This window comes from Niallia sp. M35, assembly GCF_050971705.1.
In the GTDB taxonomy this organism is placed as follows: domain Bacteria; phylum Bacillota; class Bacilli; order Bacillales; family Cytobacillaceae; genus Niallia; species Niallia circulans_A.
In genome coordinates this window covers 223,279-248,180 of the sequence record NZ_JBPCEP010000002.1, presented here as the reverse complement: position 1 = coordinate 248,180, position 24,902 = coordinate 223,279, and the positions used below count along the sequence as shown (strand labels likewise).

General features: G+C 35.3%; 17 protein-coding genes and 1 pseudogene. 6 read left to right on the top strand and 12 right to left on the bottom strand.

From position 1 onward, the window contains the following. Positions 1-204 precede the first annotated feature (204 nt). The 4 genes and pseudogenes from NiCM35_RS03235 to NiCM35_RS03220 form a co-directional block, all read right to left on the bottom strand. A pseudogene (locus NiCM35_RS03235) lies at positions 205-800 on the bottom strand (CAP domain-containing protein). Positions 801-940: 140 nt separating this feature from the next. Continuing rightward, on the bottom strand, positions 941-4,354 hold the full coding sequence (locus tag NiCM35_RS03230) for a pullulanase (protein WP_433778600.1): 3,414 nt from the start codon (positions 4,352-4,354) through the stop codon (positions 941-943). A 1,207-nt stretch (positions 4,355-5,561) separates the two neighbouring features. After that, positions 5,562-6,710 (bottom strand): PstS family phosphate ABC transporter substrate-binding protein, encoded by a 1,149-nt coding sequence (locus NiCM35_RS03225; protein ID WP_172860312.1) that lies wholly within the window; start codon positions 6,708-6,710, stop codon positions 5,562-5,564. A gap of 182 nt (positions 6,711-6,892) precedes the next feature. Continuing rightward, complete coding sequence (locus NiCM35_RS03220; RefSeq protein ID WP_123257289.1) at positions 6,893-7,744, bottom strand: TetR/AcrR family transcriptional regulator; 852 nt, start codon at positions 7,742-7,744, stop codon at positions 6,893-6,895. A 96-nt stretch (positions 7,745-7,840) separates the two neighbouring features. On the opposite strand from NiCM35_RS03220, the gene NiCM35_RS03215 reads away from it, so the two are divergent. Beyond that, positions 7,841-10,924: an efflux RND transporter permease subunit gene (locus tag NiCM35_RS03215; protein ID WP_123257288.1), complete on the top strand. Its 3,084-nt coding sequence runs from the start codon at positions 7,841-7,843 to the stop codon at positions 10,922-10,924. Positions 10,925-11,068: 144 nt separating this feature from the next. On the opposite strand, the gene NiCM35_RS03210 is transcribed toward NiCM35_RS03215, so the two are convergent. Further along, the gene (locus NiCM35_RS03210; protein ID WP_268877130.1) at positions 11,069-11,191 is read right to left on the bottom strand and encodes a hypothetical protein; all 123 of its coding nucleotides are present in this window, start codon (positions 11,189-11,191) and stop codon (positions 11,069-11,071) included. A gap of 56 nt (positions 11,192-11,247) precedes the next feature. Here NiCM35_RS03210 and NiCM35_RS03205 point away from each other — a divergent pair, with 56 nt between their 5' ends. Further along, positions 11,248-12,078 (top strand): dimethylarginine dimethylaminohydrolase family protein, encoded by an 831-nt coding sequence (locus NiCM35_RS03205; protein ID WP_123257287.1) that lies wholly within the window; start codon positions 11,248-11,250, stop codon positions 12,076-12,078. A gap of 59 nt (positions 12,079-12,137) precedes the next feature. Here NiCM35_RS03205 and NiCM35_RS03200 read toward each other — a convergent pair whose 3' ends face one another. Continuing rightward, positions 12,138-12,899 (bottom strand): sugar phosphate isomerase/epimerase family protein, encoded by a 762-nt coding sequence (locus NiCM35_RS03200; protein WP_123257286.1) that lies wholly within the window; start codon positions 12,897-12,899, stop codon positions 12,138-12,140. A 174-nt stretch (positions 12,900-13,073) separates the two neighbouring features. On the opposite strand from NiCM35_RS03200, the gene NiCM35_RS03195 reads away from it, so the two are divergent. Beyond that, complete coding sequence (locus NiCM35_RS03195) at positions 13,074-13,871, top strand: nucleotidyltransferase domain-containing protein (RefSeq protein ID WP_095332111.1); 798 nt, start codon at positions 13,074-13,076, stop codon at positions 13,869-13,871. 103 nt (positions 13,872-13,974) lie between these two features. Here NiCM35_RS03195 and NiCM35_RS03190 read toward each other — a convergent pair whose 3' ends face one another. Further along, positions 13,975-14,865, bottom strand: a complete 891-nt coding sequence (locus tag NiCM35_RS03190; RefSeq protein ID WP_433778595.1) for a cation diffusion facilitator family transporter — start codon at positions 14,863-14,865, stop codon at positions 13,975-13,977. A 335-nt stretch (positions 14,866-15,200) separates the two neighbouring features. Here NiCM35_RS03190 and NiCM35_RS03185 point away from each other — a divergent pair, with 335 nt between their 5' ends. Beyond that, positions 15,201-15,332 carry a hypothetical protein gene (locus NiCM35_RS03185; RefSeq protein WP_433778593.1) on the top strand — a complete coding sequence of 44 codons (132 nt, stop codon included), beginning with the start codon at positions 15,201-15,203 and terminating at the stop codon, positions 15,330-15,332. A gap of 194 nt (positions 15,333-15,526) precedes the next feature. On the opposite strand, the gene NiCM35_RS03180 is transcribed toward NiCM35_RS03185, so the two are convergent. Then, the gene (locus NiCM35_RS03180) at positions 15,527-16,462 is read right to left on the bottom strand and encodes a glycosyltransferase family 2 protein (RefSeq protein WP_123257284.1); all 936 of its coding nucleotides are present in this window, start codon (positions 16,460-16,462) and stop codon (positions 15,527-15,529) included. Then, positions 16,444-17,553 (bottom strand): polysaccharide pyruvyl transferase family protein, encoded by a 1,110-nt coding sequence (locus tag NiCM35_RS03175; RefSeq protein WP_095332107.1) that lies wholly within the window; start codon positions 17,551-17,553, stop codon positions 16,444-16,446. The genes NiCM35_RS03180 and NiCM35_RS03175 overlap by 19 nt, the downstream gene beginning before the upstream one ends. Positions 17,554-17,709: 156 nt before the next feature. On the opposite strand from NiCM35_RS03175, the gene NiCM35_RS03170 reads away from it, so the two are divergent. Continuing rightward, complete coding sequence (locus NiCM35_RS03170) at positions 17,710-18,666, top strand: glycosyltransferase family protein (RefSeq protein ID WP_249928264.1); 957 nt, start codon at positions 17,710-17,712, stop codon at positions 18,664-18,666. Next, positions 18,663-19,754, top strand: coding sequence for a polysaccharide pyruvyl transferase family protein (locus NiCM35_RS03165; protein WP_433778591.1), 1,092 nt, complete (start codon positions 18,663-18,665; stop codon positions 19,752-19,754). The genes NiCM35_RS03170 and NiCM35_RS03165 overlap by 4 nt, the downstream gene beginning before the upstream one ends. A 166-nt stretch (positions 19,755-19,920) precedes the next feature. Here the strand turns inward: NiCM35_RS03165 and rfbG are convergent, their stop codons facing one another. From rfbG to NiCM35_RS03150, 3 genes are read right to left on the bottom strand one after another with little or no spacing between them, the layout of a single operon-like run. Further along, positions 19,921-20,991 carry a CDP-glucose 4,6-dehydratase gene (gene rfbG, locus NiCM35_RS03160; RefSeq protein WP_123257281.1) on the bottom strand — a complete coding sequence of 357 codons (1,071 nt, stop codon included), beginning with the start codon at positions 20,989-20,991 and terminating at the stop codon, positions 19,921-19,923. Between the two features lie 20 nt (positions 20,992-21,011). Next, positions 21,012-21,956: an NAD-dependent epimerase/dehydratase family protein gene (locus NiCM35_RS03155; protein ID WP_172859646.1), complete on the bottom strand. Its 945-nt coding sequence runs from the start codon at positions 21,954-21,956 to the stop codon at positions 21,012-21,014. Positions 21,957-21,968: 12 nt separating this feature from the next. After that, on the bottom strand, positions 21,969-24,887 hold the full coding sequence (locus tag NiCM35_RS03150; RefSeq protein ID WP_433778588.1) for a cell envelope integrity TolA family protein: 2,919 nt from the start codon (positions 24,885-24,887) through the stop codon (positions 21,969-21,971). Positions 24,888-24,902: the final 15 nt, after the last annotated feature.

The following is a 24,902-nucleotide window of genomic DNA, read 5'->3' as shown; positions in this document are numbered from 1 at the left end:
ACTAAATGTTTTGGCAATTGTCCACTTTATCGCGGTTGTCGAATAACTATATGAAAATGGTTGGCAAGGCTTCACTGAGAACTGTGTGGATTTTCAAGAGGAAGCATTAATAGCCAGCTAGCTACCAAAATTAGAAGTATTATCTCATCACAACAAATAAAGGGATTATCACTTAATTTTAAGTAGTAATCCCTTGCTAAAATATTATTTTGATATAAACATTTTCGTCCAATAGTTACCATTTTGGTAATATCCTACACCGATTTGTGTAAAGTTTTCACTTAGTATGTTTGCTCTATGACCGCTCGAATTCATCCACGCTTGAACTACTGTTTATGCGCTTGTTTGACCTTGGGCAATATTTTCTCCAGCTGCTTTATAACTAATTCCGTATGCTTTCATCATATCAAATGGCGATCCGTATGTTGGACTTGTATAACTAAAGTACTTTTTTTGAGCCATATCCATCGATTTATCTCTAGCAACTCTTGATAATTCCCAGTTTTCCGTTAAAGCAGGAAGTCCATTTTTTGACGTTCTATATTGCAAAGTCGGATTACTTCCCGTTCTACTGTTTTAATGGAATCAATATTGGGGATAGTCAATTTTTGATTTGGATAAATTAAACTAGGATTTGAAATCTGTGGGTTCGCAGCAATAATCTCTGTTAAGCCAATTTGATATTTCACCGCAATTTCCTACATCGAATCTCCATTTTTAACGATATATGTATCAGCAAATACCATCGTAGGGAGTGCTATTAAACAAAAAAAAGTAACCATTGCTATTATTTTCTTCATTTTACCATTCCTTCTGAATAATAAGGTGCGCACAAAATTTCGTTCTTATCCTTTCGTCCATTATTTTTTTGCTTTCTTTCCCTTTTTTAAATACAAAAAGCAGAAGTTAGCTATACTCCTAACTTCTGCTATCTATTTATTTATTCTGCATCTGCTTTTTTTCTGCGAACGATGATAGAAAGACAAACACCTGCTGCTAAAATAACTATCCCAATCAGTAGATATGTGCCATTATTAGTTGCTGTATTTGGCAAGGAATTTTTTGATTTTCCGTTATTATCAGCCTTCTCACCGTTATCTCCTTTGTCTCCCTTATTATCAATGGGATTCTTATCTGCATTAACTGGGGCTTCTTTATCTGGTTTTTCTGGAACTTCAGGATCTGTTGAATCCACTGGATTTTCTGGATCATTGGGCTCTTTGTCGCCATCATCCGGATTTCCGCCTGTCTCTTTTTCATTTTTTATGACAATAGTAGTAAGTGGCTCAAGTGTTATTTTTTCTGCTGTTAAAGTGAAGCCACTTTTCTCTTCAACAGAATCTTTACCTGCTTCATCATTATCCACTACTACTTTAAATTCGGTTAAATCTTCACTTAATGTCAGCTCCCTAGCTTTTGTATCACCATTCATAAATACATAATAGCTGCCTGTATTGTCTGTTGACTCATTTTTATAGGCAATAATAACATCTTCTTCCTGAATCTCTTGTGCATCAATCATGGTTACATTAGAATCGACTAAACTCTTTTCACCTAGTCGAAAAGCATTGCTTGATTTTCTTAATTCAATTAATCCTTTTGTATATTCCACCGTTTCATTATTTATTGGATATGCTTCCTCATTGGTGGCTTTGGACCAATCAAACATATTAATGGCATCAGATGAATCATAGGAATCATGAACAAAGTAACCAAACACATTGCCATTTTCATCTGTAAAAGCATCATATTTTTGTTCTGGAATTCCCTCTCCTAGCCATTGCTTGGTTCTTCCATATTCTTGTCCTGCATGTAAAAATGCCGTGCCTTGTGAAGTCAGAATCAATGAGTTTCCAAGGCGAATGCGTTTATGAATTTCTAGATCATTTTCTGGAATGGCTGGATCTTTTTTCAAAGCTTTCGCAATAATATCGTAGAGCGGCAGATTATCATGTGCTTCAATATATTGCACCATGTCTCCTGGATCATCTGCTGGCGTATTGGATGGCTGTGCTTTTATATTATTAAATATCGTCTGAATATTACGAGCTCCGCCAGTGATAAAGCGCGGCTCTCCTTCTGAACCAAAACCCGATTTTAACTCATTTCTTATTTCATCAGAGAAAACACCGACATCATCGGTTTTATCCATCCAATCTTGGTCTGCACCTTTTCCTGCCAAAGATGGGTCTGCTAAATGACCAGAGAACGTCCTCCACCCTTCTCCAATAAATAATGCATTGGGATTGATGCCTTTCGCTACATCATAAGCTTTTTGAACAGCTTCATAGGTTGCATCCCCCATCATATCCCATCTCATGCCATCGATTTTAAATTCACGAAACCAATATTTCACTGAATCTATCATTAGCTTTTCCGCCATTTTATGATTTGTAGCTAAGTTATTTCCAAATCCTCCCACAAACTTACCATTACTGTCTTGGAAAAAATAATAGTCTGGAACAATATCATTTAATAGACTAGCATTGGACATATGTGTATATACAACATCTAGAACCACTCCCATGCCAGCAGCATGAATCGCATTAATTAGCTCCTTTAATTCTTTAATGCGCAGCTCTGGATCTTTTGGATTTTCAGAATAGGCACCATCTGGTGAGAAATAGTTATGAGGATCATACCCCCAATTATATTCATTTCCTGCTGCCGAATACGCTAATTCCCTTTCTCCCATTCTCGTTTCATCTCCCCAATACCAAGCATTAACTGGCAGGAGCTGGACATGTGTAACACCCAAGGATTTTATATAATCCAGTTTATCAATAAATGCTTTATAAGTTCCAAAGCGACCATTTAAATCAGTCTCAATGGTTGGATCAGAAGTAAAGTCACGAATATGAGCTTCCCATATAATCGCATCTTCTCTTTTTTCATAACCATCGATGTTAACACCACTAAAGTTAGCTGGGTTGGTTTGACTTAAATCAACAATGGCCGCCTTTCCAACTGTATCGCCATCACTGCCAACTTTTCCCTCTGTGTTAACAGTAAATGCTGCCATTGATTTAGCATAAGGATCTAAAACTTTAGATACTTTTCCATCATTGGTTACTTCATATTGATAATAATATCCTCTTGTGTCGTTGATGCCGAGCTCACTCGCTTTCGCTTCAATCCTCCATACCCCTTGATCCCCTTGTACTAAATCTAAACTGCCGATTTTCCTTGCTGCATCATTTTTATCATAAAAAACAGCGGTTACCTTTGAGGCTTTCGGTGCCCATAATTTTAATGTTGCATCTTTATTATGATAAGTGGCCCCTAAATCATTGCCCTCATAAAAGTAATTTTCATCTAACATTTTCCACCCAGATTTAGCTGTAACAGATCTTCCTTGATAAGAGATTATAAAAGGCCCCTTTTCCGCATCATAAATACCTGTTATTTCCACTGTGGTTTCATTAATAATTTTCACTGCACGAAAATCTATTACTTCTTTGTCCTTATCTACAATAGATAATGCTTGCGCTATTTCCTCTTCCACAAGTCCTTTTGTACTGGAAAAAGTTAATTGGATGGTTGTGTCAGACAATAGTTCCCCTGATACTAAATCAGTTGGGGATTCCCAGTATGGTGAAATATACACTTGATCATCTTCATTTTTAATCCACAAATGATCGTATTCTTCCAATAATGCAAATCCTTTGTCTCCAGCTATCTTTTCACCATTTTCACGGTTTACAATAAGAAAGCCAATTTTTTTAGCATTCTCTTTCACTTTTATATCAACATAAGCACCATAGCGATCATTCTTTTCTAACGCTACGGCATCAGTTGGCCAATTAACAGTAGGTGATTCTACATCTTCCCATAACCACACCCCTAACTTATCATAGTTTTGGTCATCTCTTTGATAATGAATTCTAACTGTATTGTCAGCCAGCTCTACCGGCTCAAATAGATGAACACTATCTGAACCTTCTTTAATCCATATTTCATTTAATGATGGATTGTTTATCGTAACTGACTTATCTCCACTCTCTTTCTCTCCATTGGTTCTGTTTACAACAAGAAAGCTTACCTTTCTAGCATCTTCTTTCAAAGGGATATCAATATATGTACCATACTCATCTTGATTCTCTTCTTCAAACGCTGCAGCACCTTGTGGCCAATTGGCAGTTGGCGATTCTACATCTTCCCACAGCCATAACCCTAGATCCTGATACTTGTTCTCCTCATTTTGATAATGAATTCTTAATGTGTTTTCAGGTATGTCTTTTCCACTTGTGTTCTCTGCTTTTACGTTCATTTGATTGAATGAGAAGCCTCGTGTCGTGAACACAAGAACAAATATCGTTAGAATAATGAGTAATTTCCTTAACCAGTGATTCATTCCTGTTCCTCCTGTTTTAAATGTTTTAAGCAACTTAAGTCTTTTGCTAAACCTAACTAGTTGTAAAAAAATAAGCGTTTACTTCTTTTAGTGATGTAAAAGTAAACGCTTTCTTTATATGTGAGATTATAAATATAGTAGATTATGAGTGTCAATATTTCTTTTGATTGTTCACGGTAACAGAATTCCAAGCAAGATAGTTACAGGCATCCAGCTTTATAAAATAGACAAAAAATTAATGAAGCTTTTTGGTTTTCATTTTTATGAGGATTGGACGCGTTTGGCTGATATTTTCCTAGTTTGGCTGATTCCCCTGCTGTTTTGGCTGATATTTTCTTACTTTGGCTGATTTCCTTGCTGTTTTGGCTGATATTCTCTTACTTTGGCTGATTCCCTTGCTGTTTTGGCTGATATTTTCTTACTTTGGCTGATTTCCTTGCTGTTTTGGCTGATATTTTCTTACTTTGGCTGATTCCCTTGCTGCTTTGGCTGATTTCCTTGCTGTTTTGGCTGATATTCTCTTACTTTGGCTGATTCCCTTGCTGTTTTGGCTGATATTTTCCTGCTTTGGCTGATTCCCCTGCTGTTTTGCCTGATATTTTCCTACTTTGGCTGATATTTTCCTACTTTGGCTGATTCCCCTGCTGTTTTGGCTGATATTTTCCTAGTTTGGCTGATTCCCTTGCTGTTTTGGCTGATATTTTCCTACTTTGGCTGATTCCCCTGCTGTTTTGGCTGATATTTTCCTACTTTGGCTGATTCCCTTGCTGCTTTGGCTGATATTTTCTTACTTTGGCTGATTCCCTTGCTGTTTTGGCTGATATTTTCTTACTTTGGCTGATTTCCTTGCTGCTTTGGCTGATATTTTCCTACTTTGGCTGATTCCCTTGCTGCTTTGGCTGATATTTTCCTACTTCGGCTGATTCCCTTGCTGCTTTGGCTGATATTTTCTTACTTTGGCTGATTCCCCTGCTGTTTTGGCTGATATTTTCCTACTTTGGCTGATTCCCCTGCTGTTTTGGCTGATATTTTCCTACTTTGGCTGATTCCCCCCCTATTTACTGATATCTATCATTCTAATTAGTTAGTTTTCACTTATAAATACAAAATAAAGATTCTTTCATTGCTGTTTACCATATAAATGGGTAACTCGGTCAGTAATAAATACTACCGGTTACCCAAATAAAGATTTTCCACATATTAGTATCTATTCAACTGCCACATAACCAGTTTCCGAAACAATCTGTTGGCCTTGCTCTGACACCATCCATTTTAAAAATCCATCTATTTGGGGAGAGCTATTATCCTCCAGCGTTATAGCATAAAATTCATTAATGAATGGGTAACTTCCATCTTTAATTGTTTCTACTGTAGGAGGTATTCCATCAACAGCAATATTTCTTATTTTTCCATTACGCACCATATCTTCTGAAAAATGCCGGAAAGAGAATCCAATTGCATTACTTTTATTCTGATAGTCTGCAGTTTCACTTATTATGCCTTCCATTGCATCGACAATATCCTTTGTGGGAGGGTCCATTAACGGTTTTCCATCCATGACCCTTAGCAAGGCAGATTGACTGCCACTTTCTTCTGGTCTTTGAAATGCTCTAATTTTTTCATGTTTTCCACCGACTTCCTTCCAGTTTCTTATTTTCCCAGAATAAATATCCTGTATTTGTTCTATGCTGAGTGTTTCCACTGGATTTTTTGCATGAACAAAAAAGATAAATGCCTCTCTCCCAATTGGCGTCAGCTTTAATTTCACCCCCTGGCTCTCAGCCATTTTATATTGTTTCTCTGAAGGCTTTGGCATAAATATGATGTCTGCCTCACGATTTAATAAGCGTTTATATGCCTCACTTGTTTGACTTGAAACTACCTCACTTTCCTCTAACGGATACTTCTTTTGTGGATACACTGCTTGAACAAATCCTGCATATACAGGATAAAGAGCGGTAGAGCCATCTAACCGCGGAAGATTTTTTTCAATTTTAAATGGTGATTCTTCTTTCAGCGAAACTGCTTTTGTTCCCTCTAAAAATGGCATATATTCTGTTAAATCCGTATCTTGACTACTAACAACCTCTAAATTTTTATCGTAATGTTCATAAATTATATAACCCGCTATCCCGCAGATACTAATAGCTAAAATCATTAATCTTGCCTTTTTGACCGCTTTTTTCTTCCACCATTCAAAAATTAATAGATAAACAGTTATTATATAAAGTACAGTAATAATCGGTAAAAACCATAGATAAAATGTACTCGCTGTGAATAAAGTGGTTAACATTGTTGCAAAAAAACCGATAAATCCAATAAATACCGTCATTATAATTGCTTGAAATACTTTCATTTTTTTCTCCTTTATCATTACAAACTCTCATTTATTCGTCATAACAAATGATTTATTTCAATTTTAGTGTATATTTTCACTTTTATCAAGAATATTTTATTTGATACGATTCCTTGATTGCTTTGAAAGGATTTAAATAAAAAAAAGATGAATCCTGTAAAGAATTCATCTTTAAAATATATCTATTGTTGATGACTCGGATGAAGCTGAAAATATTGAAATAATAAATAGGATAACCAAATACAGTCACGATGATGTCGAATGTTTTCAATCAATCCTTTTAGTAAAACCGGGTTCAATGTTTTCTCTTCCAACTGCTCTATCAGTAAAGAAAGCGATTCGTTCACATAATGATCATCTACTTCTTCCCTTTTCCCTTTTATAAGTTGCAGTAAATCCTCTTTTGTCGCACTTTCTTCCTTAACGGACTGATGCAGCAACTGATAGATACTTTCTGTAAAATATGGTGATTCTGTATATGAAGCTAGGATGTCTGTTTTCTCTACAAGAGATTTTGCAAGCCTGTGTAAATCAAAATCAATATATTTATTATGGTTTAATACAATATGCGTATAAGTATTAAGAAACCCTTTAATACTAAACACTAAATCATACTTGATTGCTTGTTTGGATGAATCATATACTTCTCCAATCATATGCTCGATTGTTTTTTCCAATAAATGATCATAATAAGTAAACTTTCGAATAAATTCTTCATTAAACGAAAGCGCTTGCTCTTTAATAAATAACATCGCAAAACTAGAATTTTCCTTAAATGTATATAATATTTCATAATAAAAATGATAAAGAATATCATCTACGTGATTGACTGCATAGTCAAGTTTCACGATGAACTGTTCCATAAAATAATCAACTAAAGCCATAATTAGTTCATCCTTTGACTTAAAGGATAAATAGAAGGCCCCTTTAGAAATCCCACAATGTTCCGTTATTTGTTGAACGGAAGTAGCCGCAAATCCTTGCTTTGCAAATAACTCTATTGATTTTTCCATGATCAGCTGTTTTTTTGTCATCTCATTCTCTCCTATGTACTATTGATTGACATATGACTACTTAGTCATTTATTATAAGTAAATGAGTTAGATTAGTCAATAAAGGGAAGGTGTATTATGAAAGGTTTAGTAAATTTTGTGTTAGGTAACAAGCTTGCGGTTTGGTTACTAACCATTATTATTACTGTATCAGGTATCTATTCTGGTACAAAAATGAATATGGAAACCATACCAAATATCTCTATTCCATACTTAACCGTAATGGATGTTTACCCGGGAGCTACGCCGGAGAAAATCATGGAAGAAGTTTCCATACCGATAGAAAAAGTAGTAGAAAATCTGGAAGATGTTAAAGCTGTCTATTCGAATTCTTATTCGAACATGGCAAATGTTCAATTAGAATATGAATATGGGACGGATATGGATGAAGCAAAACGAGCTTTACAATCCGCTCTGGATAATGTCACCTTACCTAAAGATGCAGAGGAACCTACAATTACAGCAATCAGTATGAACATGATGCCAGTTGTAGCGTTAAGTGTCAGCAGTACAAAAGAAGACATTACCGAATTAACCTCAACTGTGGAAGATATCATTCTCCCAAAAATCGAAAAGATTAATGGTGTCGCTTCTGCAACTATCACAGGTCAGCATATTGAAGAAGTAGATTTAACATATGATAAAGAAAAAATGGCGCAATTAGATTTAACGGAAGATACTGTTAAAGATATGATTCAAGCGAGTAACTTAGCAGTTTCTTTAGGACTTTACGAGTTTGAAGAAGGCGAACAAGCAGTTGCAATTGATGGGAAATTTATGACAGAAAAAGAACTAAAGAATATGCAAATTCCTGTCACTCCATCTCAACAAAATCCTTCCCCATTTGTAAAACTTAGCGATATTGCCAAAATTAAAGTAGTTGGGAAAGTGGAATCAGTTTCTCGTACAAATGGTAAAGATGCAATCGCCATCCAAATTGTCAAAGGTCAACAAGCAAACACTGTTGATGTTGTTAACAGTGTAAAAGATTTAATTAAAGATGAGCAAAAAAATATTGATGGCTTAGTAATTGATGTTTCTCTCGACCAAGGAGATCCGATTGAAAAATCTGTGCTTACAATGGTTGAAAAGGCCGTATTTGGTTGTTTAATTGCTGTATTAATCATTTTACTATTCTTACGTGATTTTAAATCAACGATTATCTCGATTATTTCCATTCCAGTATCTATTTTCATGGCATTGCTACTATTAAACTGGATGGATATCACATTAAATATTATGACGCTAGGTGCTATTACCGTGGCAATTGGAAGGGTAATCGATGACTCCATCGTTGTCGTGGAAAATATTTATCGACGCTTGCACCTGAAAGAAGAAAAATTAACTGGCCGCGCGCTTATTAGAGAAGCAACGATTGAAATGTTTAAACCAATCCTGTCTTCTACTTTAGTAACAGTTGCGGTATTTGCTCCATTAATGTTTGTTGGAGGCATGGTTGGAGAATTATTCCGTCCTTTCGCCTTAACAATGGCTTTCGCACTTGGAGCATCATTACTTGTTGCCATTACAATCGTTCCAGCCCTTTCTCATTTCTTATTTAAGAAAAAATTATATAGTGAGAAAACAGAAAGTAATCATAAAGAAGCTGGAAAATTGGCAACTTGGTATAAAGGTATTCTCGAAAAAGCACTTAATCATAAAATCATCACTTCCGTTATCGCTGTTATTTTATTAGCTGGAAGTGTTGCCCTCACTCCTTTAATCGGCTTTAGCTTCCTAGGAAGTGAAGAAGAAAAAACGATGTATATCACCTACACTCCAGAAACGGGTGAACTAAAGGATGAGACATTAAAGAACGTTACAGAAGTAGAAGAAAAAATGCTTGACCGCAAAGATATCGATATCGTTCAATTATCGATAAATGATACAGCTGATGCACAAAGCGCAATGATGGGCACTGGAGCTGGCGGTGCACTTATGTATCTCATCTTTGATGAAGATATGAAAAATTTCCCTGAAGCTCGTGATGAAATTGAGGAATATATTACAAATCTCGACCAATCTGGCGAATGGAAATCCCAAGACTTCTCATCAACCGGAATGTCAACAAATGAAGTTAGCTATACATTCTACAGTGAAGATTTAGATAAGCTGAATGAGTCAGTGAAAAAAGTGGAAGATATGTTAAAAAAGAATGATGGTTTAGAAGATGTTACTACAACAGCTGAAGACGCTTATGTGGAATATACATTTAAAGTAAATCAGCAAGAATTGTTACAATATGGGTTAACAGCTGGTCAGCTACTTGCAACACTAAGCCCTAACAATTCAAAAGATGTGTTAACAACGATTGAAAAAGACGGGCAGGAGCTTGATGTTATTGTCCAACAAGAAAAATCAGCACAGCCGAAATCAATCGACGATATGCTAGATACAGAAATCCCGACTGCTACTGGCCAAAATATGCCACTTTCAAAACTTGTGGATGTAAAAAAAGGAACTACCCAAAATACGCTTTCTCGTAGTGAAGGCGAGTACTATGCAACTGTATCAGGAAAAATCATTGGTGATAATGTGTCCAAAGTAACAAATGAAGTAGATAAAGAAATCGATAAAATCGACTTACCAAAAGGCGTTACAATGGGAGTTGCGGGTGTAACTGCAGATATGAATGAAACATTCACACAATTAGGTATTGCTATGATTGCGGCTGTTGCGATCGTGTACTTTATCCTTGTTGTTACATTCCGAGAAGGAGTTGCTCCATTTTCGATTCTATTCAGTTTACCATTTGCTGTTATCGGTTCGTTTGTCGGATTGTACCTATCAGGTCAGACCATTTCTGTTTCGGTAATGATGGGGCTCTTAATGTTAATTGGTATTGTAGTAACGAATGCCATTGTATTAGTAGACCGAATCATTCATATGGAACGAGATGGAATGAATATGCGTGAAGCGATTCTTGAAGCAGGATCAACACGTCTTCGTCCAATTCTAATGACAGCTATTGCAACAATTGGTGCATTAATTCCACTAGCAGTTGGTTCTGGTGGTAGTGGATTAATCTCTAAAGACCTTGGTATTACTGTTATTGGTGGTTTAATCAGTTCTACGTTGTTAACACTTGTTATCGTCCCTATTGTTTATGAAATTCTTTCTAAACTATTTAAGAAAAATCGTAAAGATATTGACGAAAACTAATGACTAAATGACAAAAGCCAGTGAAGGCATTCTTCACTGGCTTTTGTCTGTCTTTTTTTCCTTTGGTTTAACTATAATAGTGGAATGAATGCTACTTCTACTGGTTTTTCTTCGCTTTCATTTCCCTGATGAACGCCACTTCCTCTAGGTTTTCTTGCCCATATCCCTTCTATGAACACCACTTCCACCACTTATTCTTGCAATTGTGTCTTTCATTGCCTTCACATAAACCTCATCCCCTAAAAATGATTTCACAAGTTCTTTCATAAAAAAAGTCATTCAGGAAAAACTAATTTCTATACTATAATGGAAAGGGTTTTATCATGAAAATACATTGTTCCAATGAATATGATCCATTAAAAACAGTGGTCTTAGTTTCTCCCGAATATATGGCTATTAAAGTCCCTATAAATGATATTCAAAAAAAACATGCAAAGAAAAATATTGATAAAAAACTAGCCGTAAAGCAGCATGAAATGTTTATTGAAACTCTACAAAAAAATGGAGTGGAAACACTGCTTCTTCCATCAGAAGAAAAATACCATGAACAGGTTTTTACAAGAGATATCGGCTTCACTTTAGGAAGTCAGATCTTTGTGGCAGAAATGGCACGAGATGCTAGACATGGAGAAGAAAGAGTTTTAATAGATTATTTAAAGAAAAAAGAAATCACTTATACAGATATTAAAGGCAATTTTATTGAAGGCGGCGATGTGATTATTGATGGGAAAACAATTTTTGTAGGCATCAGTCAGCGTACAAATGAAGCAGCGGTCCGCCATTTACAGACCTTGATGCCTTCTTATGATGTCATAGCTGTCCCGTTTACGGATACATATCTCCATCTAGATTGTGTCTTTAATATTCTTTCTCCTACAGAGGGATTAATTTTCCCAGGGGAATTTCATAAAGAAAAAGAAAAATTACTGCGAGAACGTTATGAATTCATTCACGTAAGCGCTAAAGAGCAAGAAACATTAGGTACAAATGTATTATCCATTGGCAACAAAAAGGTAATTAGTTTACCTATGAATGAAGGGGTTAATAAAGAATTGCAAAAAAGAGGGTATGAAGTACTCGAGGTTGATTTTTCCGAAATCATTAAATCTGGTGGATCATTTCGTTGTTGTTCCATGCCCTTACTTAGAGAATAGGAAAAGGTACATTTCATCAGTGGGGAAATCCCCACTGATTTATCTAGTTACGTTTATATCTACCGTACCGCTAACATTTCCCTTAGATTTCGCAAACTAATTTCAATGCTTTCCAATGGAGTTCTTCTAGTTGCATCCTGTTCAATGATCCACCATTGGATATCTATGTCCTCTCCTTTTTCAAGTATTGCTTGAAAATCAATACTTCCTGTACCTACCTCAGCAAAGAATTGTTCTTCATCGGTTGTCATATCCTTTAAATGAATAAGCTTCATTCTGTCTTTATATGTATCAATCCATTTTGCTGGATCATAGTCTCGCTTCGAAAGCCAGTATACATCCGGTTCTGCAAAAACTAATGTTGGATCTGTATCTTCCATTATCGTAGCTAATGCCGTTCTTCCATCACTCATTATATCTAATTCAAAATCATGATTATGATAACAGAGAGATATCCCTGCTTTTCGACATTCTGCTCCTGCCATATTCAAGAAAGAAATTAGTGATTGATAATCCGCTTCTGTTCTTTTGTCTGGTAAAAGATAGGGACATACTAAAAATTTACTCCCTAATACTATTTGATCTTGAATAACCTGGGAAAGATCGCTCTCTAAATCAGTTAATGGCACATGGCATGCTGCTACTCGTAAATTTAGTTCATCCAATAATTCCTTTAATTCTGCTACAGGGATTCCCCCATATCCAGCAAGCTCTACTCCTTGAAATCCAAGATCCGCCACTTTACGGAGGGTTCCGCGAAAATCCTCCTCACACTCATTTCTTAACGTATACATTTGGATGGCAATCGGTATATTCTTCAATTTTACTTCCTCCTCCTTGTTATTCTTTCCCCCAATTACTCCCTAAAGGGATAGTCAGACAAAATAAGCACTCCCTATTATTGTACATGAGAACGTTATCATTTTGCAGATTAATATGGTAAATCGCTGATTTTTTTGGTAAAATGAGCAAAAATCAATTGGAGGTATATGCCTTTGGAAAACCATATCAGAAAAGTGATTGAGCAAACGGAAAAGGAATTTAACATAAAGGTGCTTTATGCATGTGAATCTGGAAGTCGGGCATGGGGCTTTCCATCCAAGGATAGTGATTATGATGTTCGCTTTATTTATATTCACCAGCCAAACTGGTACTTATCGATTGATCGCAGCCGAGATGTAATCGAGATTCCAAACCACGATTCATTATCAATCCCTGTTGATCCCTTATTAGATATGAGCGGCTGGGAACTAACTAAAACGCTTAAGCTTTTTCGCAAGTCCAATCCTCCGTTATTAGAATGGTTACGCTCTAATATGGTATATTATCAGCGTTTTTCAACCATCGATCAAATGAAAGAACTAGAAAAAGAAATATTCTCGCCTGCTTCCATTATCTATCATTATTTAAATATGGCAAAAGGAAATTTTCGAGAATACCTACAAGGAGATACCGTTAAAATAAAAAAATATTTTTATGTATTAAGACCAATTTTAGCAGCAAAGTGGACTCAAATATACCAAACGGTTCCGCCAATGGAGTTCGAAACATTAGTACATGAACTTATCCCTGCTGGTGACCTTCTTACAAGTATTAGTACTTTATTAGAAAGAAAAAAATCCGGCGAAGAATTATCACTTGAACCACGAATCAATCTCATTAATACATTCTTAGAAAGTGAGATCCACGAGCTAGAAGCATACGCAAAAGGGTTGCAAAAAAATTCGGAAGATCCAACCGAACAATTAAATGAGCTATTTCGATTTTCATTAAAAGAAGTCTGGAATTATTGAAAAAGGTCATTGAAAAAGCGTTCATGTAAGAACAACACTTTTTCATGACCTTTTTTAGTTATATAAAAAGTAATTGCGGTATCTTTGCATGGACAAAAGAATGCTAGTCCTTAAAATATGGATTCAAATGAATTAGCACTTCATTAATATTATCGTGCTTTGCCATTAATTTCTTTTTTATTTTTCTAGATAAATCATGACCTTCCTTAATGGTTTTATCGTAATCGATTGAGATACGTAAATCGACTAATATATAGTGACCATGTTCTCTAGCACGGAGTCGGTCAATTCGCTTTACTTCAGCAAAGGAAGTAATTATGTCATGATACTCTGCTAAAATTGCCAGATCTATATTCCGCTCCAGTAAAATATCAAAAGCTTCACTTACCATTTCCTTCGCAATTTTAAAAATCAAATAAGCTACAATGATCGTTGCAAGCTTATCTCCATAAAGAAATAAATGTATATTCAACTTTTCTCCAAGGATAGAGAACAGAACGCCTATTGCTGCTGCAATGGATGCCACAATATCAGCCTTATGATCATAAGCAATTGCTTCAATTGCTTTACTGCTTTGTTCCTTCGCAATCCTTTTACTATATCGATATAATAGCACTTTCGAAATATAAGAAATAACAGCAACCCACATTGCAATCATACTTGGTGTTGTGATGGGATGGAATAACCCAATTATTACTTCATATACCAAGTAGATAGAGACACATAAAAGAATCATACCAACAATACCAGATACAATTATTTCTGCCTTCCCATGTCCATATGGATGTTCCTGATCTGCCGGTTTATTCGCAATTTTAATAACGACTAAAACAAGGACAGAGGCAAACACATCTGCAGCTGAGTGAATTCCATCGGCAAAAACCGCATCACTATTCCCTATCCAACCCACTATTATTTTCCCAATTGTTAAGATAATATTACTAATTACACTAATCCAAGCTACTCGTTTGGCTAGCAATTCTCTCGATCCCAAATTTCATCAACCTCTTTTATTTTCCAAAAATTTCAATACACTTAAAAAGTCAACTTAAACATATTAGCAGAAAAGAAAGCAGTGGGTCTAGAGAAAAAAAGTTGCCTTCTTACAAATTAATCATTTACTTTTCTTTAGGAATGTATTCGTTTGTGGGAAATGAAAGTAAGAAAATAAGTTATATTATTCATAAATGAAAATTTTGGGATAGTTATAGTTGCAGTGAAGAAAGCTAACATTTAAATTCAAGTTGATTAAATACGGTAAGTAAACCAAAATATCATATAGTATCAGTCAAACGGGGAATTTATCTGCCCCTTTGGATTTATTAGCTAATGCGAGATGGATTTCAGCCTCTGCAAACGGCTTTTCAGCCAAACTATGGATTTATTCAGCCAAAGCGAGGGTGGAATCAGCCAAACTTGGATAATATCAGCCAAAACTTCAGGGAAATCAGCCAAACTTGAAATATATCAGCCAAAACTTCAGGGAAATCAGCCAAACTTGAAATATATCAGCCAAAACTTCAGGGAAATCAGCCAAGCTTGAAATATATCAGCCAAAACTTCAGAGAAATCAGCCAAACTCCCAATTTTTCAGCAAATACCATAAATAACTTCTCGCCCCCGCTTGTATTAGCATGGGGCACTCTTTCCTAGGATTACAGCTTACGGGCATTTTTTATTATGTTTTTTTGTGTAAAACTATATTTATTGCTGATTTTTTTCCAATAGTAGAATAACCAAAGTTTTATTTTTTGCCATTTATAAACACTTGCTTTTGTATTCTGTAATTCTTGCCAAGCAGAATCTAATTTATTTGCCTCTAGTAATCTTTTACTATAGTCTAATTTTAATTTTGACAAATACAAATCTATATATGGAATTTCCTCTTTATGAAGCAAATTCTCTAATGAATAAATGATCGGATAGCGATTTAATATGGTCAAATCCATGCATACACTGTTTTCTAACCCGCGGTAATAAATGGCATTGCTTTCATTTATATAAGCAATCGAATAGTTCATTCCAATTCGCAACCACATATCTTGATCTTCACCAAGAGGCTCTCCCTCTTTAAATAAACCTATTTTATCAAAAACTTGCTTTCGAACTGCGATTGCAGAAGAAATGATTGGTAAATCCTTTAATGTTTTTTCAACATAGTTTGTAAATACCCCTTCCCACTTTTCAGGTGTTTGATATATGGATGGGATTATTTTCTTTTTCGTCGGCAGAACGATTTCATAGCTTGTTGCATAAGCGCCACATTCAGGATATTTATCTTTTAAATAGATAATTTTCTCAAGAAAACCTGGTTTCCACTCATCATCTGCATCAATAAATGTAATTAATTCAGCTGTAGCTGCAAGTATTCCCTTGTTTCTAGCTGCTGAGGCACCTTTGTGTTCCATCTTTAGGACCTTAATCCGCTCGTCTATCCATGTTTCCGCTTTTTCAACACTGCCATCTGTTGAACCATCATCTACAATAATAATCTCAAAATCTTGAAATGTTTGCGAAAGAATGGACATAATCGTTCGTTCAATATATTGTACTTTATTATATAGTGGAATAACTACTGAGACAGCGACCATCTTGCACCCTCCCAATTTTTCATCGCTAGTGATTGTGCATCCTTTATCGATAGTTTTGGATACCTATATTGTCCAGCTATAATTTGTTTAAGAGCATGCCATATGCTCTCCTCTTCAAAGGAATGGGACGGAATAATATACTCTTTATCTGCTTGAATTTGCTTGGCCCATCCATCACATTTAGGATGGTAAGAAAGAATGATTGTCGGTGTATTTGTAATATAGCCAAACACAGAGCTATGCAGTCTCATCCCAATCAATCCCTTTAATGAGGCAATAGTTCGGAGAGTGTTCATTGGATCTTTATCATAAGACAGATGCTTAATAGGAATCTTTGTGTGTAATTGGTCGATGACTTCACGATGTATGTCTTGATCTCCAAAAATAGGATGACCATTAAAATCAATAAAGACTAACTCTTCTATTTCCTCCTGGTGAAGTCCATTTAGAACATTGACTATTTTTTTCAGTCTCGTCTTTTCAATACTTGTATCTCCACCAATATATCTCTCGTAGTGACATAAGGAAATTCCCAAACCTTTTCTTGTGTGAATTCCATTAAAATTTTCACCAGCTACAAGTGGTAAAAGTACGGCTAAATCAAATGTTAATTCTACCTTTACATCGGAGGAAAAAGAACGAATTAGTTCATAGCTTTCCTCATCTCTACAGCCGATATAATTAAACTTTTCGATAAGCTTTTTACATGCACCTTCAGCAGCCGAATCTCTAAATGGTCCAAAGGATACCCCAATTGCCGCTGCTCCTTTTCCTCTATTTAAATCGATTAAATCGCTATCTCTTGTCATTTTATCTGTCGAATGAAAAACAGAGCCACCACCAAATAAAATTAAATCACTCTCATAACAATGCCTGTACAAACGAAGTAAGTTTTCATTACGTTCTTGTTCTTCTTGAACAAATAATGCTTCAATTTCCGCATTTAATGGCAGAACAGGCTTTTGTATACATGTCCCATAAATTTTATCTCCAGATAGAAATTTCCGGCTTCCCCAAGAGGATACTAGTAACAATGCATCATCTCCGCCATTCTGTTCTCCATAATAACCTGAAAGAATAATCTTACTCATCTAAGTACTCCTCCTACCTCTCATATCTCTTAATAGTATATGGACAATCCATAAAAAGGTGACCAGCAGCTAACATTTGGACCATTTGCTATGGTCCGATTTATGGGGGACAAGAATAGAATATATAGTAAACATTAGGGAAAGGACATGATGCTGATGACATTAAAGAAGAAAAGAAAGATACTTTTTATTACAAAAAATTGGGAAAATGGGATAGAAAGAAATACGTATTATTTAACAAAAGAATTAAAAAAATACGTTGATATTAGAACCTGGGAGGAAGACGGTAATATAAGTGAGACGATACAAAAAATGAACTTTCAGCCTGACTTTATCCTAGTTAATGATTTACGTCCTACCCGATCACCAAAAGTAACTGGTCTAAAGGACTGCAATATTCCATTTGGGATTATCATGCATGATTTAAACTACCAAATGGATCAAAGAAGAGCATTCATTAAAGAAAATAATGTTAAATATATCTTCACCCATTATAGAGATACTTTTTTAGAATGGTATCCAGAATTTAAAGATAAAATGATATGGTTTCCTCATTATGTAAATATTGATGTATTTAAAGACTTCAAGCAACCGAAAACCATTGATTATTTAATGATGGGGGCTGTACATCCTACTGTTTATCCATTACGTCAAAAAATTCTTGATCAAATGAAGAATTTATCAAATTTCACCTATCATGCGCATCCTGGCTATTTCCACCAACAGTATGATGAGAGATCATTTAAAGTAGCGAGCAGCTTCGCACAAGAACTGAACAAAGCAAAAATGTTTTTTACTTGTGATTCCATTTATCATTATCCTGTAATGAAATACTACGAGACTTTAGCTTGTAATACTTTATTACTAGCTTCCTGCACAAAAGAAATTAAAGATTTAGGATTTATCCCTGGAGTTCATTTCATTGAAATCAATGAAGAAAATTTTATGCGTAAGGCTAAATATCATTTAAGAAATTATGAAACATTAGGGAAAAAAATTGCTTTAAATGGCTATAAAATGGTAAGAAAAAAACATTCTGTACAAGTTCGTGCGCAGCAGCTCCTTGCTCATATTGAAGAAATTCTTGCTAAAGAAGGGGGCAACGAGCAATGAGAATCTTATATCTTGGTTATTTGGGTGTTAATAATATCGGAGATGAAGTTTGTTATGAAGCATTTGCTCAAGCTTGCGAAAGATGGCTTCACGAGGACTATACTTTATTCTCCTACCCAATTAATTCTTCTAAAACCCTAAAAGAATTATATGGAGAAAAACCATTTGATATCGTTATCTTAGGAGGTGGCTCTTTATTTCAGGGCAATTTCTTTATCGATTTGGCATTAGAGGCAATCGAAATGAAACTTCCACTATATTGCTATGGAACAGGTATTGATTATATGACGGAAGAAACAATTGAATCCTTTAAAAGGGGAAAATTCCAATTATCCTCCACCACCTTCAATAATAAAGAGATTAATAGAGAAAAAATAAAAAAAGTGATTGAATACTCCACATTCGCAGGTCTTAGAGGCCCACTTACACAAAAGTATATTAAGACTTTAACTCCTTCGCCAACGAGTAATTACCAGATAATCGGTGATTCTGGGATGCTGTTTACTCCCCAAAAGGACGACTATATAAGAAGCAAATACTTGCAAGATCACGATAAAAAAATAATTGCGGTCAATTGGGGTACCACCCAAAACATCCTTTTTGGCTATGATGAATATAAACTTAAAAAGCAAATCATTAAAGCATGTACCAATCTTTTAAAAAAAGGATACCAAATTGTAATTTTTCCAATGTGGGATTTAGATGTTCCTCACTGCAAGGAACTATATGAGAGCATAAAGAAGAAAGGAAAAGTCACATTCATTCCAGAAGTTTGCACAGCTTCACAAATTTATTCTTTCTTATCGCTATGCCACTTTTCGCTTAACTTAAAGCTGCATGCAAATGTACTTTCTGCATCAAGCGGTACCCCATTCTTCCAATTAGCTTATCGCTCAAAAGGTGTAGATTTCGCCGCCTCTGTCCATCAATTACCTTATACGTTACTATCCAATACGGAGAAACTAGCGGAAACGATTGAAAACAAAGAATATTATTTAACAAGCAATAAGAACCGAAAAAAGCTTAGGCAAGCAAAAGAGAGAATTGTCGCAAGACATAAAAACTTTATCTTGTCATTAAAAAAGTAATTTAAAAGGGATGTTCCTATTCTACGGAACATCCCTTTTATACATATAAAAAGCCGGTATAAGCTATATTAACCTAAAAAAATAAAAATAGAAGCTCTTTAAACCTTTCCCTTTTTGGAGCCATTCTCTATTAAAGGGAAGGAAAGCTTCTATTAATCGGATGATTTTATTTTTCATACTCATTTATCTGTTTTAAGCATAGCTCGTAAACGTCCACTTTTTGATACAACCTATACCATTCCATTGTATAATAAACGGTCTGATCAATATTCCATTTGGGATGCCAATCTAAATAATACTTTGCTTTATTTATATCTAAACTAAGAAGCTTTGCTTCATGTTCTGCAGAACATGATGGTTCTACTTCCCATGTGCCACCATTCCAGTGTTCAACAATTTTTTCGACTAATTGTTGTACGGTTGTCACACTATCAGATTCTGGCCCAAAGTTCCAGCTTTCGGCATATTGTGTTTTCCCCTCGTATAGATAAGCACCTATTTTCAAATAACCTGAAAGCGGCTCTAATACATGCTGCCACGGACGAACAGAATGAGGAGAACGTAATTTTATCGCTTGATCAGACATTAAGGAGCGAACGCTATCAGGGATAATGCGATTTTCCGACCAATCCCCTCCCCCAATTACATTACCCGCTCGTACAGAAGCAATTAACTTACCATGCTTAGAATAAGACTCAATTGGAAAGAAGGAATGCTGATAAGAAGAAATCAATAGTTCACAGCATCCTTTACTGGAACTATATGGATCATATCCTCCCATCGGATCTGTTTCACGATAGCCCCATACCCATTCCTTATTATCATAACACTTATCACTGGTTACCATTACACCTGCTTTTACAGAAGGTGACTTTCTGATTGCTTCCAATACATGCATTGTCCCCATTACATTCACTTCATACGTATAGATAGGGTCTCGATAAGATTGTTTCACTAATGGCTGTGCTGCCAAATGAAAGACAATTTCAGGTTGATATTCTTCAAAAACTGCTTGTAGTTTAGCAGCATCACGAATATCTGCTCTAATATCCTTCACTTTATTATTCAGTTCTGTTAATTTAAATAAACTCTCTTCTCCAATTGGATCTAAAGAATAACCAATTACATTCGCGCCTAGCTTCATTAACCAAATAGCCAGCCAAGAACCTTTAAAACCTGTATGACCAGTTATCAGTACCGTTTTATTTTTATAAATTTTTCGCCAATCAGTTGTCATAAGTAACACCTCCACTCCCATTAATGAAAATGATAATAACTTTTATACCAGGCAATGGTTTTCTTTATCCCCTCTTCTATGGAAACAGCAGGAGTCCATCCAAGCACTTTTTGAATCTTTGTAATATCAGGGATAGGCGCATTTCTTTCATTCTCCCTTTTGGGAATGGCACCATATAATGGTACTTGCTTTGTGCCTAAATGCTGATAAATCAAATCAACAAAATATCGTAAAGGATAGGCATTTCCAGAAGCTATATTTAAAATCATATTATTACTTCCTTCATATGTGGCTGCAAGGATTAAGCCATCGACGATATTGCCGACATAACTATAATCACGGTATTGATCACACGACGTTAATTTCACCTCGTCACCACGTAATACTTTTTCAATAATATGAGAGAATAATTTATGATTATCTTCTGCTTCCCCAAAAATATTAAATGCCCGTAAAGTGATAATGGGAAGCTTATATTCTTGTGCTAACTGATGGGAAATAATAGTAGATGCTGCTTTTGTACTTCCATAGATATCAACTGGTTCTAATAACATATCTTCATGAATCTTTTCCTTTTTATCTCCATATTCAGAACTACTGCCAAGGCAAATAATTTTTTTACACTTTGTACCTTTGGCTGCAAATAAAATATTCATTGTTCCAACAATATTAGTTTCATATGCAAGTAAGTCATTTCTGTTACTTGGGTTTGTTCCATAAGCTGCTAAATGAAAAATATAATCTGGTTGAAATTCATGAATAATCCGACATATGTCTGAGCGATTTTGAATATTTGCCTCATATTTTTTTAAATGAGGCAAATATTCCTGTACTCTCCAAGGATTGGAATGTTCTCGAATAATAACAGCGACAGACGCATTTTCTTTCACTAACCGTTTAATAAGATGGGAGCCAATAAAACCATAAGCACCTGTAACTAAAACTTTTTTATTTTTTAACTTCATGTCACCCACCTCTTATAATGAGGCAATGGAATAAGGATTTTTGGCTATATATCCGCTAGGAAGATTAGCAAAGAATTGGGCGTTATTAGATAAGCTGCTCAATAGCTCCCTTACTTTCGTTAAATACGGATTATAAATATACGTTAAAGTGGCGGATGAAATGTCTACTTTTTCTAGCTTCCATAGATCAAATTCATTCTCATTTAAGATCAGGAGGCTTCCAAAATGGAAGAATATCAATGGATTACTGTCAATATATACATTATTCTCCCTCATGGTTACTTCTTGGTCTGTATTGTTCAAAATAAGATTCCATGGAGCAGCGTTGATTCCTGGGTTTTGATTCACTTTTATATTTTCAAATAATTCTGGGATGCGGTCTAAATACAATTGGTCTCCCCATGATTTACGTTCATCGTTATAAACCTCTGAACATTCTTCTAAACACTTCTTCTTCCACCAATTTAGAATTTTCCGGCTATTTCGTTCGTTTTTGAAGCCGATAAATCCCGCTTGATATTGTCCATGAAAATGTTCCAGTGTATCTGTTCCGCGTTGGCGACATAAATAAACAGAGTATCTACTAAAATCATCAATTACAGAAAGTGGGTTAGAGAAGAAATATAAATCACTATCACAATAGAAGAGATGGTCAATATCTGCATGTGTGGATAGTAAATGTTCTAGTAACGTCGCTTTTATTGTCCAACAATATTCTTGCAGCGTTCGTTGTTGTTTTATCTCTTTTAATTGTGGGGTTTCAAATGTCTCTACTGGTATTAGCGTAGCATTTTTCAAGTTAAGATTGGATAAGACATCATAGGTTTCTGAATCCATTGTACAAATCCATATGTGAAAATTATCTATTTGTCTGCTAAGCGAGTGATACATTGCAAGTCCTTTAACTAAATATTCTTTACTAAATATGGAGGTTAATAATAAATAGTTATTGTATTGAATCATTCTTTTTTTCAATTTTGTTGATTGATATTTTGTCTTCGCTTGAATAAAGTCTTTTGTCGATAATGTTGCCTTAATAATACCAGGATAACTATTTTGATAGTTTTTGATTAAATTTTCTAATAAATCAAGGTATGGAACATAAATATAATTCATAATTTCCTTTTGAATATTTAATTGATGCATACTCCATAAATCATATTTATCACTATCATATATGGTTATACAGGAAAAATGATAAGCAACAAGTGGATCGTTATTGATAAAAACTTTATCTCCTTGTAAAGAAACGTTGAAATCATTATTGTAGATAATATTCCAAGGTGCAGCATTTACTCCTAAATTAGAAGATATTCGCACGTTATCATACATTATTGGCAGTTGATCTAAATACTTTTGATCTCCAAAACGTCCATTGCTCTCAACTACTCCACACCATTCAATGCAGCGCTCCTTCCACCATTGAACAGCTGACAATCCAATTTCATCTTTTCTAAATCCAATAATACCTGCTTGGTACTTCCCATATTTTTGTTCTACCCAATCTAGATCTCTTTGTGGAGTTAAAAAGATGGAAGCAGAACCCCACTCATTAAAAATACTTGCTGGATTAGAGAAGAAATAAATATCTCCGTCGCAGTATAATACTTGCTCAATATCGTTATTTTTTAAGATATATTCAATTAGGAAAGATTTTAATGTCCAACAATATTCATTAATCATTCGTTCTTGTTTAACTGCTCTTAATTGATCATTCTCTATTTCTTCTACTCTAATAAGATGCATATTTTTTAGATTCTTTTCATTTAAAAATTTGTGCGTAATGGCATCCGTACAACATACCCATAAGTTGAAGTTATCACTATTTTTAGCAAGAGACTCATAAACCGCCATAATTTTAATGCAATATTCTTTACCGGCAATCACACAAAAATTTTGATTGGTTGATGCGATTGGCTCTGTTGGCGATAATTTAGTTTGCTCTTTTGTGTTTACTAATACTATTTGTTGATCTTTTGCTTCTTTTAACGCTTCTTGCTTTGCTTTTTCTTTTGCTGCCGCTTCTTGTCTTGCTTTTTCTTTTGCCGCTGCTTCTTGTCTCGCTTTTTCTTTCGCCACTGCTTCTTGCTTTGCTTTTTCTTTCGCCGCTGCTTCTTGTCTTGCTTTTTCTTTCGCCGCTGCTTCTTGTCTTGCTTTTTCTTTCGCCGCTGCTTCTTGTTTTGCTTTTTCTTTCGCCGCTGCTTCTTGTTTTGCTTTTTCTTTCGCCGCCGCTTCTTGTCTTGCCTTTTCTTTTGCCGCTGCTTCTTGTCTCGCTTTTTCTTTCGCCGCTGCTTCTTGTCTTGCTTTTTTCGCTTCTGCTTCTTGTCTTGCTTTTTCTTTCGCCGCCGCTTCTTGTCTTGCTTTTTCTTTTGCCGCTGCTTCTTGTCTTGCTTTTTCTTTCGCCGCTGCTTCTTGTTTTGCTTTTTCTTTTGCCGCTGCTTCTTGTCTTGCTTTTTTCGCTTCTGCCTCTTGTCTTGCTTTTTCTTTCGCTTCCGCTTCTTGTCTTGCTTTTTTCGCTTCTGCCTCTTGTCTTGCTTTTTTCGCTTCTGCCTCTTGTCTTGCTTTTTTCGCTTCTGCCTCTTGTCTTGCTTTTTCTTTCACTTCCGCTTCTTGTCTCGCTTTTTCTTGATCGATTACTTCTGCATTTTGTATAATAGCCCCCATTGTTTCCTGGGCATTTTCATTAACAACTGATGCTTGTGCATCTATAATCTCCGGTGTGGAAGTTTCTGCTTGTGGTGAGGGTAATTCCAGTACCTTATTATTTTTCCTTGCCCCATTTATAATATCAACTAGATTATCTACATGGAATTTCACTGAAATCTCTTTTGAAAACAGTTGAATATTTAACGTCGCTGACTTTTCTTGTTTCTCCTCACTCGACAATGCTTTTAAAAAGTCTGATATGATATTTCTTTTTAGCCATTTCATGGCAATCCTCTCTCT